Source organism: Cupriavidus sp. 2TAF22, from assembly GCF_052115045.1.
Lineage (GTDB): Bacteria > Pseudomonadota > Gammaproteobacteria > Burkholderiales > Burkholderiaceae > Cupriavidus.
In genome coordinates, this window is record NZ_JBFRFX010000006.1 from 49,161 (window position 1) to 63,028 (window position 13,868).

Consider the following 13,868-nt stretch of genomic DNA (forward strand, 5'->3'; position numbering starts at 1 on the left):
GGGATGGAGGCGGACAACGTTCCCAAGCTTACCCCAGATGGGCGGAGCCGCGACGGGAAAACGCCGCGGCTCCGCGATTTCGCGCATGGTGGAACCGGCAGGCATGGGATGGGCCGCGAGCGGCCCTGCGGGCGATCTTTGCGGGCGACTTTTGCGGGCGCCCGCCGGCACTCAGGCAGCGTGTGCGTTCGACGGAGCCGGCGCCTCGCGCAGCCAGGTCTCGAACACGCCAGGCGAATCGCCGTGGCCCCACGCCGCGCGCAGCTGCTGCATGAGCGGCGTGAGCGCCTGCGTGTAGTCGCGCGAAGCGGCGCTGGCATGCGCCGCCAGGCGGTCGGCGGCCAGCTGGGCCTGTGTCTGAAGCTGCGCGCGCTCCTGCGCGATCTCCTTCTCGCGCACGCCCAGCGCGTTGTACTTCTGGATCAGGAAACGCTGGTAGTCGCCGGGTTCCACGCCATGTGCCGCCTGCGCGTTGGCCTGCTCGAAACGCATCACGATGCTCGCGGTCTCCTGCTCGACATGCGCGGCCTCCGCCGCCAGCGCCTGCAGCCCGTCTTGCAGGCGCATCGCCTCGCGGCGCTCGTCACGCAATTGCGCAGCGTACTCGTCGAAGCTGCGCTGTGCCGCCAGGTAAGCCTGCACCACCTGCTGTGGCGCCACCACCAGCAGCGGGTCGGCGCCGCCGGCGCGGCTGCCCTGCAACAGCGCCTCCTCGGCCACGCGCAGGTTGCCCAGGTCCTCCAGCCAGCGCCCGCGTGCCATCACGGTGCCGACGGTGTCGAGCGCAACCCGGCGCAGCGCGTCGGCGCGCTGCATCTCGACCGGCTCTAGCATCGGCACGGCGGCGGCGGCACCGCCGCTCTGCGCGGCATGCGCGATATCGGGCACGCAGGCGGCCACCGTGGTGGCAACCGACTCCGACATGGCGATCGCCGAACGGCGCACCGCGCGCCGCAACTCGAAACGCGCCAGCAACATCATCGCCAGCCCGGCCACCAGCCAGGTCACGATGGTTTCGGCATGGGCCAGCAAAAACTGGCGGATCGGTTCTACATCCAGGGACACGACAGATTCCTCCCGCGCGGCCGGCGTGCCTTCGAAATGGGCTTGCGGCTTGGCGCCATAAAGGAAGAAGACTTGGGCCGGGGGGCTTCGTTCCGCGATGTAACAATTGGAAACCAGCCCGCATGCCGGACACGGCACAGACGCACGGAAATCAAAAAGGGCCCTGGCGGCGCCAACCAGCGTTGGCGCCACACAAGGCCCTTCCATTCAGGCGCAAGCGCCAGGAACTCAGGCGGTCTTCGGCTCGGCCGCGCGCAGGCGGATATGCAGTTCGCGCAGTTGCTTCTCATCGACCGAGCTCGGCGCCTGCGTCAGCAGATCTTGCGCGCGCTGGGTCTTGGGGAAGGCGATCACGTCGCGGATCGAATCGGCACCGGCCATCATCGTGACGATGCGGTCCAGGCCGAAGGCCAGGCCGCCGTGCGGGGGCGCGCCGTATTGCAGCGCGTCCAGCAGGTAGCCGAACTTGGCACGGGCTTCTTCCTCGCCGATATTGAGCGCGCGGAACACCTTGCTCTGCACGTCCTCGCGGAAGATCCGCACCGAGCCGCCGCCCATTTCCCAGCCGTTCAGGACCATGTCGTAGGCCTTGGCGATGCACTTGCCCGGATCGGTCTCCAGGTACTGCAGGTGCTCGTCCTTCGGGCTGGTGAACGGGTGGTGCATGGCAACCCAGCGCGCGTCTTCCTCGTCGTACTCGAACATCGGGAAGTCGATCACCCACAGCGGCTTCCACACGTCTTCGAACAGGCCGGTGGTCTTGCCGAACTCCGAATGGCCGATCTTCAGGCGCAGGCCGCCGATGGCATCGTTGACCACCTTGGCCTTGTCGGCGCCGAAGAAGATGATGTCGCCGTCCTGGGCGCCGGTGCGCTTGAGGATCTCGGCGATGGCGGCGTCGTGCAGGTTCTTGACGATCGGCGATTGCAGGCCGTCGCGGCCCTTGGCCACTTCATTGACCTTGATCCAGGCCAGGCCCTTGGCGCCGTAGATGCCGACGAACTGGGTGTAGGCATCGATCTCGCCGCGCGAGATGGCGCTGCCGCCCGGCACGCGCAGGCCGACCACGCGGCCGTTGTCGCTGTTGGCCGGGCCCGAGAACACCTTGAAGTCGACGTCCTTCATCACGTCGGTCAGTTCGGTGAATTCGAGCTTGACGCGCAGGTCAGGCTTGTCCGAGCCGAAGCGGGCCATGGCTTCGCGGAACTCCATCACCGGGAACTTGGCGTCCAGGTCCACGTCGATGGCGTTCTTGAACACCGTGCGCATCATGTCCTCGAACAGGTCGCGGATCTCCTGCTCGGTCAGGAACGAGGTCTCGCAGTCGATCTGCGTGAACTCGGGCTGGCGGTCGGCGCGCAGGTCTTCGTCGCGGAAGCACTTGGTGATCTGGTAGTAGCGGTCGAAGCCCGACACCATCAGCATCTGCTTGAAGATCTGCGGCGACTGCGGCAGCGCGAAGAAATGGCCGGGGTTGGTACGCGACGGCACCAGGTAGTCGCGCGCGCCTTCCGGCGTGCTCTTGCCGAGCATCGGGGTCTCGATGTCGATGAAGCCCTGTGCGTCCAGGAACTTGCGCACCTCCATGGCCACCTTGTAGCGCAGGCGCAGGTTGTACTGCATCTGCGGGCGGCGCAGGTCCAGCACGCGGTGCGTGAGGCGGGTGGTCTCGGACAGGTTGTCGTCGTCGAGCTGGAACGGAGGCGTGACCGACGGGTTCAGCACGGTCAGCTCGTGGCACAGCACTTCGATCTTGCCCGAGGTCAGGTTGGCGTTCTCGGTGCCCGCCGGACGCGCACGCACCTTGCCGGTGACGCGGATGCAGAACTCGTTGCGGATCTCTTCGGCCGCCTTGAACATCTCGGGACGGTCGGGATCGCACACCACCTGCACCAGGCCTTCGCGGTCGCGCAGGTCGATGAAGATCACGCCGCCATGGTCGCGGCGGCGCTGCACCCAGCCGGTCAGGGCCACTTCCTGGCCCGTCAGTTGTTCGGTCACGAGACCGCAATAGTGAGTACGCATGGAGGACATAAGAGAATTCCCGGAATAACGCGGCCGCTGGTGCGGCCGGCGATCAATTTGAAGGCGTTGTGTCGGCGGATTCGGCGAGGGCTTCGGCCTGCGCCTCGTCGGTGCGCACCGTGCCGCTCTTGCGCGGCAGCTCGGACGGCGCCACCACGCCCATCGAGACGATGTACTTCAACGCGGCGTCGACGGTCATGTCGAGTTCGATGGTATCGGCCTTGGGCATCATCAGGAAGAAGCCCGAGGTCGGATTGGGCGTGGTCGGCACGTAGACGCTGACGTACTCGCCCTGGAGATGATTCTGCACGTCGCCGCCGGGACGCCCGGTCAGGAAGGCGATGGTCCACGAGCCTTCGCGCGGATACTGCACCAGCAGCGCCTTGCGGAAGGCGTTGCCGGAGGAGGACAGCAGCGTGTCGGAAACCTGCTTGACGCTGGTGTAGATCGGGCCGACCACCGGGATGTGGCCGAGCAGCGCTTCCCACCAGCGCACCAGCCGCTGGCCGATGAAGTTGTGGGCCAGCATCCCGACGACCAGGATGCACAGCAGGGTCAGGATCGCGCCCAGCCCCGTCACGCGCTTGCCGAACATCAGGCGGTCCGGCCGCCAGGCTTCGGGCAGCAGCGCCAGGCTCTGGTCCATGGTGCCGATGACCAGGCTGAGCACCCATAGCGTGATGCCCAGCGGCACGAGCACCAGAAGCCCGGTCAGGAACCAGGTCTTGAGGGCGGAGGTTTTCTTCGCCGGCACGGTGCGTTCTGCTTTCAATGGGCGCAAGCGCTGCCGCAACCGCCGGCCGTGCTTGTCGATGCGGTGGTGGTGGAGGCGGCGCTGGTGCCCGCCGCCGCCGTGTCGCCGCCCGATGCGGGCGCCGCGCCGGCGCTGTCGCCACCGCTGGCGGGGGCCGTGGCCGGCGCGGCGGCGGCACTGTTGCCGCCMCCGCGGAAGTCGGTGACATACCAGCCCGAGCCCTTGAGCTGGAAGCCGGCCGCGGTCAGTTGTTTCTTGAAGGTGCCCGCCGCGCCGCAGGATGTGCAGTCGGTGAGCGGGGCATCGCTCATTTTCTGCAGCACATCGCGCCCGTGGCCGCAGGCGTCGCAACGGTAGGCATAGATCGGCATAGTGGCTCTCCGCGAGGATTCTGGAACGGAAATTGGATGGAACCGCGCCGCCGCGCTGGCCGGGAGATTGCCGTTCCCGTGCGTCACATGGCGGTGCAAAGCCTTGAATTATAAACCGTTCTGCGTATGCCGGGCCGCAGGAAAAGGGGCAGAAAATGCCTCAGAACGCACGCCTGGCGCATCCCGGGCCGGCTTCGCTCAGGCGAGGTGCACTTCCTTGACCCGCGGATGGTCGCCGATCCACTGCGGCAGCAACGATCCGAACACCATGCCGCCGAGCGAGAACATCAGGCCGACCATCTGCGGCGGCACCGCCGCGTCGGCAAAGGCGATCTCGCAGCACAGCCACGACGCCAGCCCCAGCAGGATGGCGGCCAGGCCGCCCTGGCGCGTGGCCGGCTTCCAGAACATGCCGAACGCGAGCGGCACGAAGGACGATACCAATGTGACCTTGTAGGCGTTTTCCACCATATGGAAGATCGACAGGTGCGAGTTCAGCGCGAACAGGGTCACCAGCACGGCGAACGACAGCACCACGGCCTGCATCACGCGCAGGAAGCGGCGGTCGTCGAGGTGGCGGAAGTACGGCCGCAGGATGTTCTCGGCGAAGGTCACGGACGGCGCCAGCAGGGTGGCCGAGGCGCAGCTCTTGATGGCCGACAGCAGCGCGCCGAAGAACATGACCTGGGCAAACATCGGCGCATGGGTGAGGATCAGCTTGGGCAGGATCAGCTGCGAGTCCGTGTTGATGTACTTCTGCACCATCTCGGGATCGATCATGGTGGCTGAATACGCCAGGAACATCGGGATGAAGGCGAAACAGAAATACAGCACGCCGCCGAGCACCGAGGCGCGCCCGGCGATCTTCTCGGTGCGCGACGAGGTGACGCGCTGGAACACGTCCTGCTGCGGAATCGAGCCCAGCATCATGGTGAACAGCGCAGCCGCGAAGCCGATGATCTGCACCAGGTCCAGCGAGGGCAGGAACTCGAACTTGCCCGCCGCCGCCGCGTGCGACACCACCGCCACCACGCCGCCGGCCTGGCCGCTGACCTCAAAGCCGATATACAGCATGCCGATCACGATGATGATCATCTGGATGAAGTCGGTCACCGCCACCGCCCACATGCCGCCGAACAGGGTGTAGACCAGCACGCTGGCGGCCCCGATCATCATGCCGGCGTCCTGCGACAGAGCGCCGTCCGAAACGGTGAAGAACACCAGCCCGAGGGCCTTGATCTGCGCGGCGACCCAGCCCAGGTAGGACATCACGATGCACACCGTGGTCAGCACCTCGGCCAGCCGCCCATAGCGGTTGTGATAGTAGTCGCCGATGGTCAGCAGGTTCATGCGGTACAGCGGACGCGCGAAGAACAGCCCGACCAGGATCAGGCACAGCGAGGAACCGAAGGGATCGGACACCACCCCGGACAGGCCCTCCTTGAGGAAGACCGCGGGGATGCCCAGCACCGTCTCCGAGCCGAACCACGTGGCGAACACGGTGGCGGTGACGACGTAGAACGGCAGGCTGCGGCCGGCGACCGCGAAGTCCGCGGTGTTGCGCACGCGCAGCGCGGCCCACAGGCCAATGCCGACGGAGATTACCCAGTAGATGACGACGAACCAGATCAGCATGCTGCTGCCCTATCCCAGATATGCCCTTGCGGCGAGAAACCGGTTGCCGGGCGGGCGGGATGCGCTGGTCTGCCCCTCTGCCCCGTCCCGGGTCCAATTCATCGGTCGGGGCCGCATGGGTGGCTGATCTAAGCCTGCGGTCGTAGCCGAATCAAAACGCGGATTATAGCCACGCAGACAGCTGCGAGCGAAGAAAATTCCCGGCCGCGCGGAAATTGCCGTGCCGATGCTGCGCAGGCGCCACAGGTGGCCGGGGCACCCGACCGCCGCGCCACGGGCGTCGCCGGCCATGCGGCTTACGCCCGGTTACACAGCTTACAAAGCTGCCGTCAGCGTCACCCGTGCCTTGCGCATTAAAGCAGGCAAGGCAGCGCCACCGAGCCGCCCGCCGGCACCCCGCCGGCGCGCCGCGCTGCCGCCCACGACCTCAAGAGGAAAAGGAGAACACCATGGCCAACCGCAACCGTCAGACCCAGATGCTCAAGACCCTGCTGCTCGCCGCCGGCTTGCTCGGCGCAGGACTGGCCGGCGCGCAGACCGCCGCGGTCTCGCAGGACGTGCAGCGCAACGTGAACCAGGAACAGCGCATCGAGAACGGCCTGCAGTCCGGCAGCCTGAACACGCGCGAGGCGGCCAGCCTGCAAAAGCAGACCGCCCGGGTCGACCGCATGGAATCGCACGCGCTCGCCAACGGCTCGGTCTCGCCGCGCGAACAGGCGGCCATCCAGCGCGCCGAAAACAACGTCAGCCGCGATATCTCCCGCGACACCCACAACGGCGTCACCGGCAATCCGGCCAGCGCCTCGTCGCAACGCATGCAGGCTGACGTGCAGCGCAATATCAACCAGGAGCAGCGCATCGAGAACGGCGTGGGCAATGGCTCGCTGACCAACCGCGAGGCCGGCAAGCTCGAGCGTGGCCAGGCCCGGGTGGACCGCCGCGAGGCGCGCGCCGGTGCCAACGGTCACGTCGGGGCAGGTGAACAGCGCGGCATCCAGCGCGCCGAGAACCATGACAGCCGGGCGATCTATCGCGACAAGCACAATGGCCGCGTACGCGGCTGACGAGGTGAGCGGGCGCTTACGAGCGCCTGCCTGACAAGCGCCTGCGCCAGATCGGCAGGCAGGCCGGTCCGGGCGCGCCCGCGCCCTTGCCGGTCCGGGTCAAGCCCTGCCGCCTTGTTGCCTTGCCGGCGCTACAGGTAGCCGCCCAGCGACAGCATCTCGGTCAGCACGATGCCGGCGAGGAAGCCGCCGGCCAGCAGCAAGGCGGTGACGATCAGGCGGTTGGTGCGACGCTGCTCGGAGATCAGCGCGCCCAGCAGCTTTTCCTGGTTATTGTTGTCCACCAGCGCGCGGCGCTCCAGGAACTGGTGCGCCAGGCGCGGGAAGTCCGGCAGCATCTTGGCCCATTGCGGCGCTTCCACCTGGATGCGTTCCCAGGCGCCCTTCCAGCCCACCTGCTCGTGCATCCATTTCTCAAGGAAGGGCTTGGCGGTCTTCCACAGGTCCAGGTCGGGATCGAGCTGGCGGCCCAGCCCTTCGATATTCAGCAGGGTCTTCTGCAACAGCACCAGCTGGGGCTGGATCTCGACGTTGAAGCGGCGCGAGGTCTGGAACAGGCGCATCAGCACCATGCCCAGCGAGATCTCCTTGAGCGGCTTGTCGAAATAGGGCTCGCAGCAGGCGCGCACCGCGCTTTCGAGTTCCTCCACCCGCGTGTCGGGCGGCACCCAGCCGGATTCGACGTGCAACAGCGCCACCCGATGGTAGTCGCGGCGGAAAAAGGCGATGAAGTTCTGCGCCAGGTAGTTCTTGTCGAACTCCGAGAGCGCGCCGACGATGCCGAAGTCGAGCGCGATATAGCGGCCGAGCGTCTCCGGTGCCACCGATACGAGGATATTGCCCGGGTGCATGTCCGCATGGAAGAAGCCGTCGCGGAAGACCTGGGTGAAGAAGATCTCCACGCCCTCTTCGGCCAGCTTGTGCATGTCGACGCCGGCCGCCTTGAGCGCTTCGTTGCGCGAGATCGGGATGCCGTGCATGCGCTCCATCACGAAGACTTCCCTGCTGCAGAAATCCCAGAACACCTCGGGCACCAGCAGCAGCTGGGTATCGCTGAAATTGCGGCGCAGCTGGCTGCAATTGGCGGCCTCGATCATCAGGTCGAGTTCGTCGTGCAGGTATTTGTCGAACTCGGCCACCACCTCGCGCGGCTTGAGGCGCTTGCCGTCGGCCCAGAAGCGCTCCAGCCAGGTGGCGAGGTCGCGCATCAGCGCCAGGTCGCTGTCGATCACGGGCAGCATGCCAGGGCGCAGCACCTTTACCGCCACCTCGCGGCCGTGGCTGGAGCCGCCCTTGAGCGTGGCGAAGTGCACCTGCGCGATCGACGCGCTGGCCACCGGCTGGTGGTCGAAGCTCTCGAACAGCGTGGCCAGCGGCCGGCCGAGCGAACGCTCGATGATCTTGACCGCCACCACCGGATCGAACGGCGGCACCTGGTCCTGCAGCTTGGCCAGTTCATCGGCGATATCGGCCGGCATCAGGTCGCGCCGGGTAGAGAGCACCTGGCCGAACTTGACGAAGATCGGCCCGAGGCGCGTCAGCGCCAGCCGCAGGCGTTCGCCGCGCGGCATGTCGAGCTTGCGCCCGATGGTGATGACCCGCACCAGGAAGCGGATGCGGCGGCTTTTGAAACCGGACAGCACGAGTTCGTCCAGCCCGTAGTAGAGGACGACGAAAACAATCTTGCAAAGGCGCAGGAAGCGGGTCATGCAGGTTCTTCAGTATTTGGGCGGTACGGATTGGCCGGGGCAGGCAATACAGGCGACGTGCGTGGCATCGGCAAGGCGCTGGCGGGTTCAGCGGTGGGCTGACGGCAGGCTGCCCGCCCCGCCCGCCGCGCCGCCTTGCATGCGGGCGCCCTGCTCGAGCTTCTCCAGCCGCTTCTCCAGCCGCGCGAGATCGTCGCCGAGCGCGCGCACCCCGGTGCCGAGCTCGTCGAGCGCGGCATGGCGCACCAGCGTGGGCTGCTCGTCGAGCAGGTATTCGGTCACGTTCTCGACCAGCGTGCGGCCTAGCCGCGTGGCCTGCGCATGGACCTCCTGCGCGCCCTGCACCACCCGCTGCGCCACGCTGTCGCTGAGCGGTCCGCCCAGGATGCCCCGCAGCGCGCGCGACAAGTCCTCGGCGGCGTCCCAGCGCAGGTTGCGCGCCAGCATCGACACCGTATTGGCCAGTTCGGCGTCGCCTTCGATGCGCACATGCTTCATCGCCGCCGCCTGCCCGCCGCTGGCCACGTCGGACGCCACCAGCGGCCATTGCTGCAGCGGCACGGTCAGCGTCACCGCCGGCTCTTCCACCGCCGGCGCCAGCTCCGTCAGTCCCTGCCCGGTAATGCGCAGAGCCAGCGTAAACGCGGCCGCATCGAAGCGGATCACGCGGCCGGCGAAAGGCTGGAGCAGCGAAACCGCCCAGGGCTCCTGCTCCAGCAGATGATTCAGGGCAGTGATGGGGGGCGCGGTCAGGGGGGTGGGAAGGGTGGGCATAGGAACGGGGTGGGCTGGGGGCGGGGCCTTTCAGTTTTCAGTGCTGACGGGTTGGAATCGGCTTGGCCGGCGGGCCGGTGCCTGCGCGGCCGCGCGGCCGCCACTGGAGAAGACGCGCCTCCTTGCACCCGCACCGCATCGCCGAACAAAAAAAGCCCACGTTTTCACGTGGGCCTCCATTCTAAGCCACCTGCCGGCCGCGCAGCAGCCGGCCGGACAAGAAGGACTGACGCGGTCAGGAAACCTGCTGGATCCCCGCCAGCACCCAGCCGCCGCTACCGCTGACGGGCTTGGCCAGGTTCCAGACTTCGGCAAACGGCTGCGCCGGATCGCCCGCCTTTTCACGGATCATGCCGGAGAAGCGCACGCTCGCCAGATGCTGCGCCGGGCTGTCTTCGATGCCCAGCAGCTCGGCTTCCAGCGTGACGACGTCGGTCTTGTTGACCTCGGCGCCGCGCTCGGACAGGTCCATCTTGATCTCGGCGAACATCTCGGGCGTGGTGAACTCGCGGATGTCCTCGAGGTTGCCGGCATCCCACGCGGTCTGCAGACGCACGTAGTAGACCTTGGCATTGCGCAGGAAGGCCTCGGTATCGAAATCGGCCGGCACGCCCCAGGGCTGGGCTGCCGCCACGGCGCCCGCCGCGCCTGCCATGACCGGCGCGACCGGCGATTGCGACGCAGCAGGCGACGCCATCACGGGATTCGACGCAGCCGCCGGCGCCTGCTGGCGCAGCGTCGGTTCGCTGCCGAGGCCATTGCCGCCACCGGCGCCGGCGTAGGCCGGCTGCTGCGGACGGCTTGCGCCGCCACGGAACTTGCGGATCAGCCACATCGCCACGAAGACCACCAGGGCGATCAGGATCAGGTTGGACAGGAAGCTCATCGCCGCCCCGCCCAGGCCGAAGTGCGACAGCAGCCAGCCGATACCCAGGCCGGCGGCGATGCCGCCCAGCATGCCACCCCAGTTGCGCTTGGGCGCGGCCGCTGCGGCTGCGCCCGCGGCGGCGCCAGCCGGTGCGGCCTGCTGGGCCGGTTGCTGCGCAGGCGGCTGCGACGGCTGCTGTTGCGGCGGGGTCTGCTGGCGCTGCGTCACGCCGGACGATTGCTTGCCAATGCTGCGCGACCCGCCCAGGCGTTTGGCGTTGGCATCGAGTGCCAGGCCGAGGGCCAGTGTGCCGATCAGCACACATGCCATGAATTTTCCACGAAATAGCGACATATCAGTGCTTCCCCTGTTAAGTTCGCTCAATTTTTGCTGAGCCTTTATTGTCTAGTACTTTCGTCCGACGTGAAGCGCCACGACGCCCGCGGTCAGATTGAAGTATTCGACATTCTCCAGGCCCGCATGTTCCATCAGGCGTACAAGTGAAACCTGGTCTGGATGCATTCTGATGGATTCCGCCAGATAACGATAGCTGTGGGAATCCTGGGCCACGCGCTCGCCAAGCCATGGCAGTACCTTGAAAGAATAGATGTCGTAGGCCTTTTCCAGCGGCTTCCAGACCTTGGAAAACTCCAGCACCATCACCTTGCCGCCCGGCTTGACCACGCGGCGCATCTCGGCAAGCGCGGCATCCTTGTGGGTCATGTTGCGCAGGCCGAATGCCACGGTGACGAGGTCGAAGTGGTTGTCCGGGAACGGAATGCGCTCGGCGTCACACAGGCAGACCGGGGTGACGATGCCCTTGTTCAGCAGGCGGTCGCGCCCCACGCGCAGCATCGATTCGTTGATGTCGGTCAGCCAGACCTCGCCGGTCGGACCCGCCTGGCGGGCAAAGGTCTTGGACAGGTCGCCGGTGCCGCCGGCGATGTCGAGCACCTTGAAGCCCGGCCGCACGCCGGCCTGGGCGATCGTGAACATCTTCCACAGCCGGTGCATGCCGCCCGACATCAGGTCGTTCATGACGTCGTACTTGCTGGCCACCGAATGGAAAACGCCGGCCACCTTGCCGGCCTTCTCATCTTCATTGACCTTTTCGAACCCGAAGTGGGTTTCGCTCATGACTTGCTCCGTAAATCAGTAATCGCGCGCGCGGCGCTCAAGCTCAATGGTTGCCGCAGGCGTGGCCGCCGGCGGCGGGCATCGGGGCGTCGCGGTCGACCCCGGCTGCTTCCAGTCGCTTCAGGTAGGCCTGCCAGGTCGCGTCGTGCTCCGCGCCGAGGCGGTAAAGCAGTTCCCAGGAAAAGATGCCGGTATCGTGCCCGTCGGAAAAACGGATCAGGACGGCATAGTTGCCCACCGGCTCGACGGCGACGATGGTCACGTCGCGCTTGCCGGTCTGCAGGACTTCCTGCCCGGGACCGTGGCCCTGCACTTCGGCCGAGGGGGAGTTGACGCGCAGGTATTCGAAGGGCAGCCGGAAGGCGGCGCCGTTGTCGAAGCCCACCTCCAGCACGCGCGACTGGGTGTGCACGGTAAGGGCGGTGGGATGGGGAGTATCTTTTTCGAGGCCTGCCATGATGTGTGGCGCGCGGCTGCAAGCGGGCCGCAGATTGCGGCCGCACCGCCCTCACGCTTCGTGTACGACCCGATAGCTTACCGCAGCCGCCTCGCCTTGCCCACTTTGCCGGCTCTGGTCCGCTTCCCAGTGCGCCCCGTCCGCGGCCACATAGCGCAGCCGGCGGCCATGGAATGCCGCCACCGTGCTGCGGTGGGCGATGCTGACGATGGCCGCGCCGGGCAGCGACTCCACCATCAGGCGGTACATCGCTTCCTCGGTTTCCTCGTCGAGCGCGCTGGTGGCTTCGTCGAGGAACAGGTAATCCGGCCTTTGCAGCAGCGCGCGCGCAAAGGCCAGCCGCTGCTGCTCGCCCGGCGACAGCCGCAGCGACCAGTTGTCGAATACGTCGAGCTGCCCGGTCAGCGCGCCCAGCCTGGCCTGGACCAGCACTGCCTGCAGCGATTCCCGGCTGTGCACGGTGCCGGCGTCCGGATAGGCCAGCGCGTCGGCCAGCGAGCCGATCGGCAGGTAGCTGCGCTGCGGCAGGAACAGCATGCGCGCCGCGCGCGGCATTGCCACCGTGCCGCTGCCATAAGGCCAGATACCGGCCAGCGCGCGGAACAGCACGCTCTTGCCGCAGCCCGAAGGCCCGCTCACCAGCCAGCGCTCGCCGGGCGCGATCTGCAGCGAGAACGGCGCCACCAGCGGGCGCTGCAGGATCTCGCCGCGGATCGTGGTGCGCACCGGCAGCGCCAGCGCCAGCGAATCGATGCGGATGGCCTCGGCGTCGGCCTGGTCGACCTCGATATCGCGCACGCCGGTGTGTTCCTGGTCCTGGCGCTCGGCCACGCGGATGGCATCGCGGAAATCGATCAGCCGGTTGGCCGCGGCCTTCCAGCCGACCAGCGTGGCGTAGCTGTCGACGAACCAGGACAGCGCGCCCTGCACCTGCCCGAAGGCGGAGCTCATCTGCATCAGCCCGCCCAGCGTCATCTTGCCGGCGAAGTAGCGCGGCGCCGCGACGATCAGCGGGAAGATGATGGCGAACTGGCTGTAGCCGGAATTCACGAAGGTCAGCCGCCGCGTGTAGCGCATCAGCTGGTTCCAGTTGGCGCGGATGCGGTCGAAGCGCGAGTGCAGGCCGGCCTGCTCGGTCGGCTCGCCGCGGTACAGCGCCACCGGCTCGCTGTTCTCGCGCAGGCGCACCAGCGTGAAACGGAAGTCCGCCTCGTACTGCTCCTGCTGGAAGTTCAGGCCGATCAGCGGGCGCCCCACCAGGTGAGCGATCAGCGAGCCGATCACCGCGTAGCCCACCGCGAACCACACCATATAGCCGGGGATGGTGACGGTGCTGCCGCCCAGCGCGAAGCTGATCGGCCCCGACACCGCCCACAGGATGCCGACGAAGGACACCAGCGTCACCACCGAATTGAGCAAGCCCAGCGAGAGCGTCAGCGCGCCGTCGGTAAAGGAGCGCAGGTCATCGGCCAGCCGCTGGTCGGGGTTGTCGGTGGCGTGGGTCTGCTCGATGCGGTAGTAGGCCTGGTGGCTGAGCCAGTGTTCCATGAACTGGCCGGTCATCCAGGTCCGCCAGCGCATCTGCAGCATCATGGTGTAGTACTGCCGCGAGATGGCCGCCACGATGAAGAAGCCCGCAATCCACGAAAAGCGGATCAGCAACTCCTTGAAGGAGGTGTAGTCATGCTGCTCCAGCGCGTTGTAGAACACCCGGTTCCACTCGTTGAGCAGCACGTTGATATAGACGATGCCGAGGTTGAGCGCCACCACGAAGCCCAGCAGCCCGAGCCCGGCCTTGCGGTCCTCGGATCCCCAGTAGGGCTTGATCAGATCCCAGGTCTCGACCACGCGCAGGCGGCTCTGGATCTTGAGGGCACGGGCCGGTACGGCCGGGCCGGGAACGGTAACGGAGGTCGGTGTGGACATGGCACCTTTCGCGCAAGCAGGACACGCACGGCCGGCGGCCTGCGCTAGTGGGAGATATTAGCCTCTTAGAAGCCGGCAGCGCG

At 67.0% G+C, this 13,868-nt stretch carries 12 protein-coding genes; 1 reads left to right on the forward strand and 11 read right to left on the reverse strand.

All coding sequences use genetic code 11. The features are described from left to right. Positions 1–171 precede the first annotated feature (171 nt). From AB4Z48_RS09255 to AB4Z48_RS09275, 5 genes are all read right to left on the reverse strand, one after another. Positions 172–1,065 (reverse strand): hypothetical protein, encoded by an 894-nt coding sequence (locus AB4Z48_RS09255; RefSeq protein WP_441613623.1) that lies wholly within the window; start codon positions 1,063–1,065, stop codon positions 172–174. A gap of 228 nt (positions 1,066–1,293) precedes the next feature. Then, the gene (gene aspS / locus AB4Z48_RS09260; protein ID WP_441613624.1) at positions 1,294–3,099 is read right to left on the reverse strand and encodes an aspartate--tRNA ligase; all 1,806 of its coding nucleotides are present in this window, start codon (positions 3,097–3,099) and stop codon (positions 1,294–1,296) included. Positions 3,100–3,142: 43 nt separating this feature from the next. Next, a complete protein-coding gene (locus tag AB4Z48_RS09265; RefSeq protein ID WP_441613625.1) occupies positions 3,143–3,844 on the reverse strand; it encodes a DUF502 domain-containing protein in 702 nt (233 codons plus the stop codon). Between the two features lie 14 nt (positions 3,845–3,858). Then, positions 3,859–4,215, reverse strand: coding sequence for an FmdB family zinc ribbon protein (locus AB4Z48_RS09270; protein ID WP_441613626.1), 357 nt, complete (start codon positions 4,213–4,215; stop codon positions 3,859–3,861). Between the two features lie 198 nt (positions 4,216–4,413). After that, positions 4,414–5,850, reverse strand: a complete 1,437-nt coding sequence (locus AB4Z48_RS09275) for a sodium:solute symporter family protein (protein ID WP_441613627.1) — start codon at positions 5,848–5,850, stop codon at positions 4,414–4,416. 449 nt (positions 5,851–6,299) lie between these two features. Here AB4Z48_RS09275 and AB4Z48_RS09280 point away from each other — a divergent pair, with 449 nt between their 5' ends. Continuing rightward, the gene (locus tag AB4Z48_RS09280; RefSeq protein WP_441613628.1) at positions 6,300–6,914 is read left to right on the forward strand and encodes a hypothetical protein; all 615 of its coding nucleotides are present in this window, start codon (positions 6,300–6,302) and stop codon (positions 6,912–6,914) included. A gap of 131 nt (positions 6,915–7,045) precedes the next feature. Here the strand turns inward: AB4Z48_RS09280 and ubiB are convergent, their stop codons facing one another. The 6 genes from ubiB to AB4Z48_RS09310 all read right to left on the reverse strand — a co-directional run bounded on the left by ubiB (position 7,046) and on the right by AB4Z48_RS09310 (position 13,785). Further along, positions 7,046–8,623, reverse strand: coding sequence for a ubiquinone biosynthesis regulatory protein kinase UbiB (gene ubiB / locus AB4Z48_RS09285; protein WP_441613629.1), 1,578 nt, complete (start codon positions 8,621–8,623; stop codon positions 7,046–7,048). Between the two features lie 87 nt (positions 8,624–8,710). Further along, positions 8,711–9,397 (reverse strand): ubiquinone biosynthesis accessory factor UbiJ, encoded by a 687-nt coding sequence (locus tag AB4Z48_RS09290; RefSeq protein WP_441613630.1) that lies wholly within the window; start codon positions 9,395–9,397, stop codon positions 8,711–8,713. Positions 9,398–9,632: 235 nt separating this feature from the next. After that, positions 9,633–10,619, reverse strand: a complete 987-nt coding sequence (locus tag AB4Z48_RS09295) for a Tim44 domain-containing protein (protein WP_441613631.1) — start codon at positions 10,617–10,619, stop codon at positions 9,633–9,635. A 51-nt stretch (positions 10,620–10,670) separates the two neighbouring features. Further along, on the reverse strand, positions 10,671–11,402 hold the full coding sequence (ubiE, locus tag AB4Z48_RS09300; RefSeq protein ID WP_441613632.1) for a bifunctional demethylmenaquinone methyltransferase/2-methoxy-6-polyprenyl-1,4-benzoquinol methylase UbiE: 732 nt from the start codon (positions 11,400–11,402) through the stop codon (positions 10,671–10,673). Between the two features lie 43 nt (positions 11,403–11,445). Continuing rightward, complete coding sequence (locus tag AB4Z48_RS09305) at positions 11,446–11,859, reverse strand: gamma-butyrobetaine hydroxylase-like domain-containing protein (RefSeq protein WP_441613633.1); 414 nt, start codon at positions 11,857–11,859, stop codon at positions 11,446–11,448. 51 nt (positions 11,860–11,910) lie between these two features. After that, positions 11,911–13,785 carry an ABC transporter ATP-binding protein/permease gene (locus AB4Z48_RS09310; RefSeq protein ID WP_441613634.1) on the reverse strand — a complete coding sequence of 625 codons (1,875 nt, stop codon included), beginning with the start codon at positions 13,783–13,785 and terminating at the stop codon, positions 11,911–11,913. Positions 13,786–13,868 lie beyond the last annotated feature (83 nt).

Bases quoted from the DNA above. Each gene is read 5' to 3' on its own strand.
- aspS (WP_441613624.1), bottom strand. From the start codon at position 3,099: ATGTCCTCCATGCGTACTCACTATTGCGGTCTCGTGACCGAACAACTG.
- AB4Z48_RS09305 (WP_441613633.1), bottom strand. From the start codon at position 11,859: ATGGCAGGCCTCGAAAAAGATACTCCCCATCCCACCGCCCTTACCGTG.
- AB4Z48_RS09295 (WP_441613631.1), bottom strand. From the start codon at position 10,619: ATGTCGCTATTTCGTGGAAAATTCATGGCATGTGTGCTGATCGGCACA.
- ubiE (WP_441613632.1), bottom strand. From the start codon at position 11,402: ATGAGCGAAACCCACTTCGGGTTCGAAAAGGTCAATGAAGATGAGAAG.
- AB4Z48_RS09275 (WP_441613627.1), bottom strand. From the start codon at position 5,850: ATGCTGATCTGGTTCGTCGTCATCTACTGGGTAATCTCCGTCGGCATT.
- ubiB (WP_441613629.1), bottom strand. From the start codon at position 8,623: ATGACCCGCTTCCTGCGCCTTTGCAAGATTGTTTTCGTCGTCCTCTAC.
- AB4Z48_RS09280 (WP_441613628.1), top strand. From the start codon at position 6,300: ATGGCCAACCGCAACCGTCAGACCCAGATGCTCAAGACCCTGCTGCTC.
- AB4Z48_RS09310 (WP_441613634.1), bottom strand. From the start codon at position 13,785: ATGTCCACACCGACCTCCGTTACCGTTCCCGGCCCGGCCGTACCGGCC.
- AB4Z48_RS09290 (WP_441613630.1), bottom strand. From the start codon at position 9,397: ATGCCCACCCTTCCCACCCCCCTGACCGCGCCCCCCATCACTGCCCTG.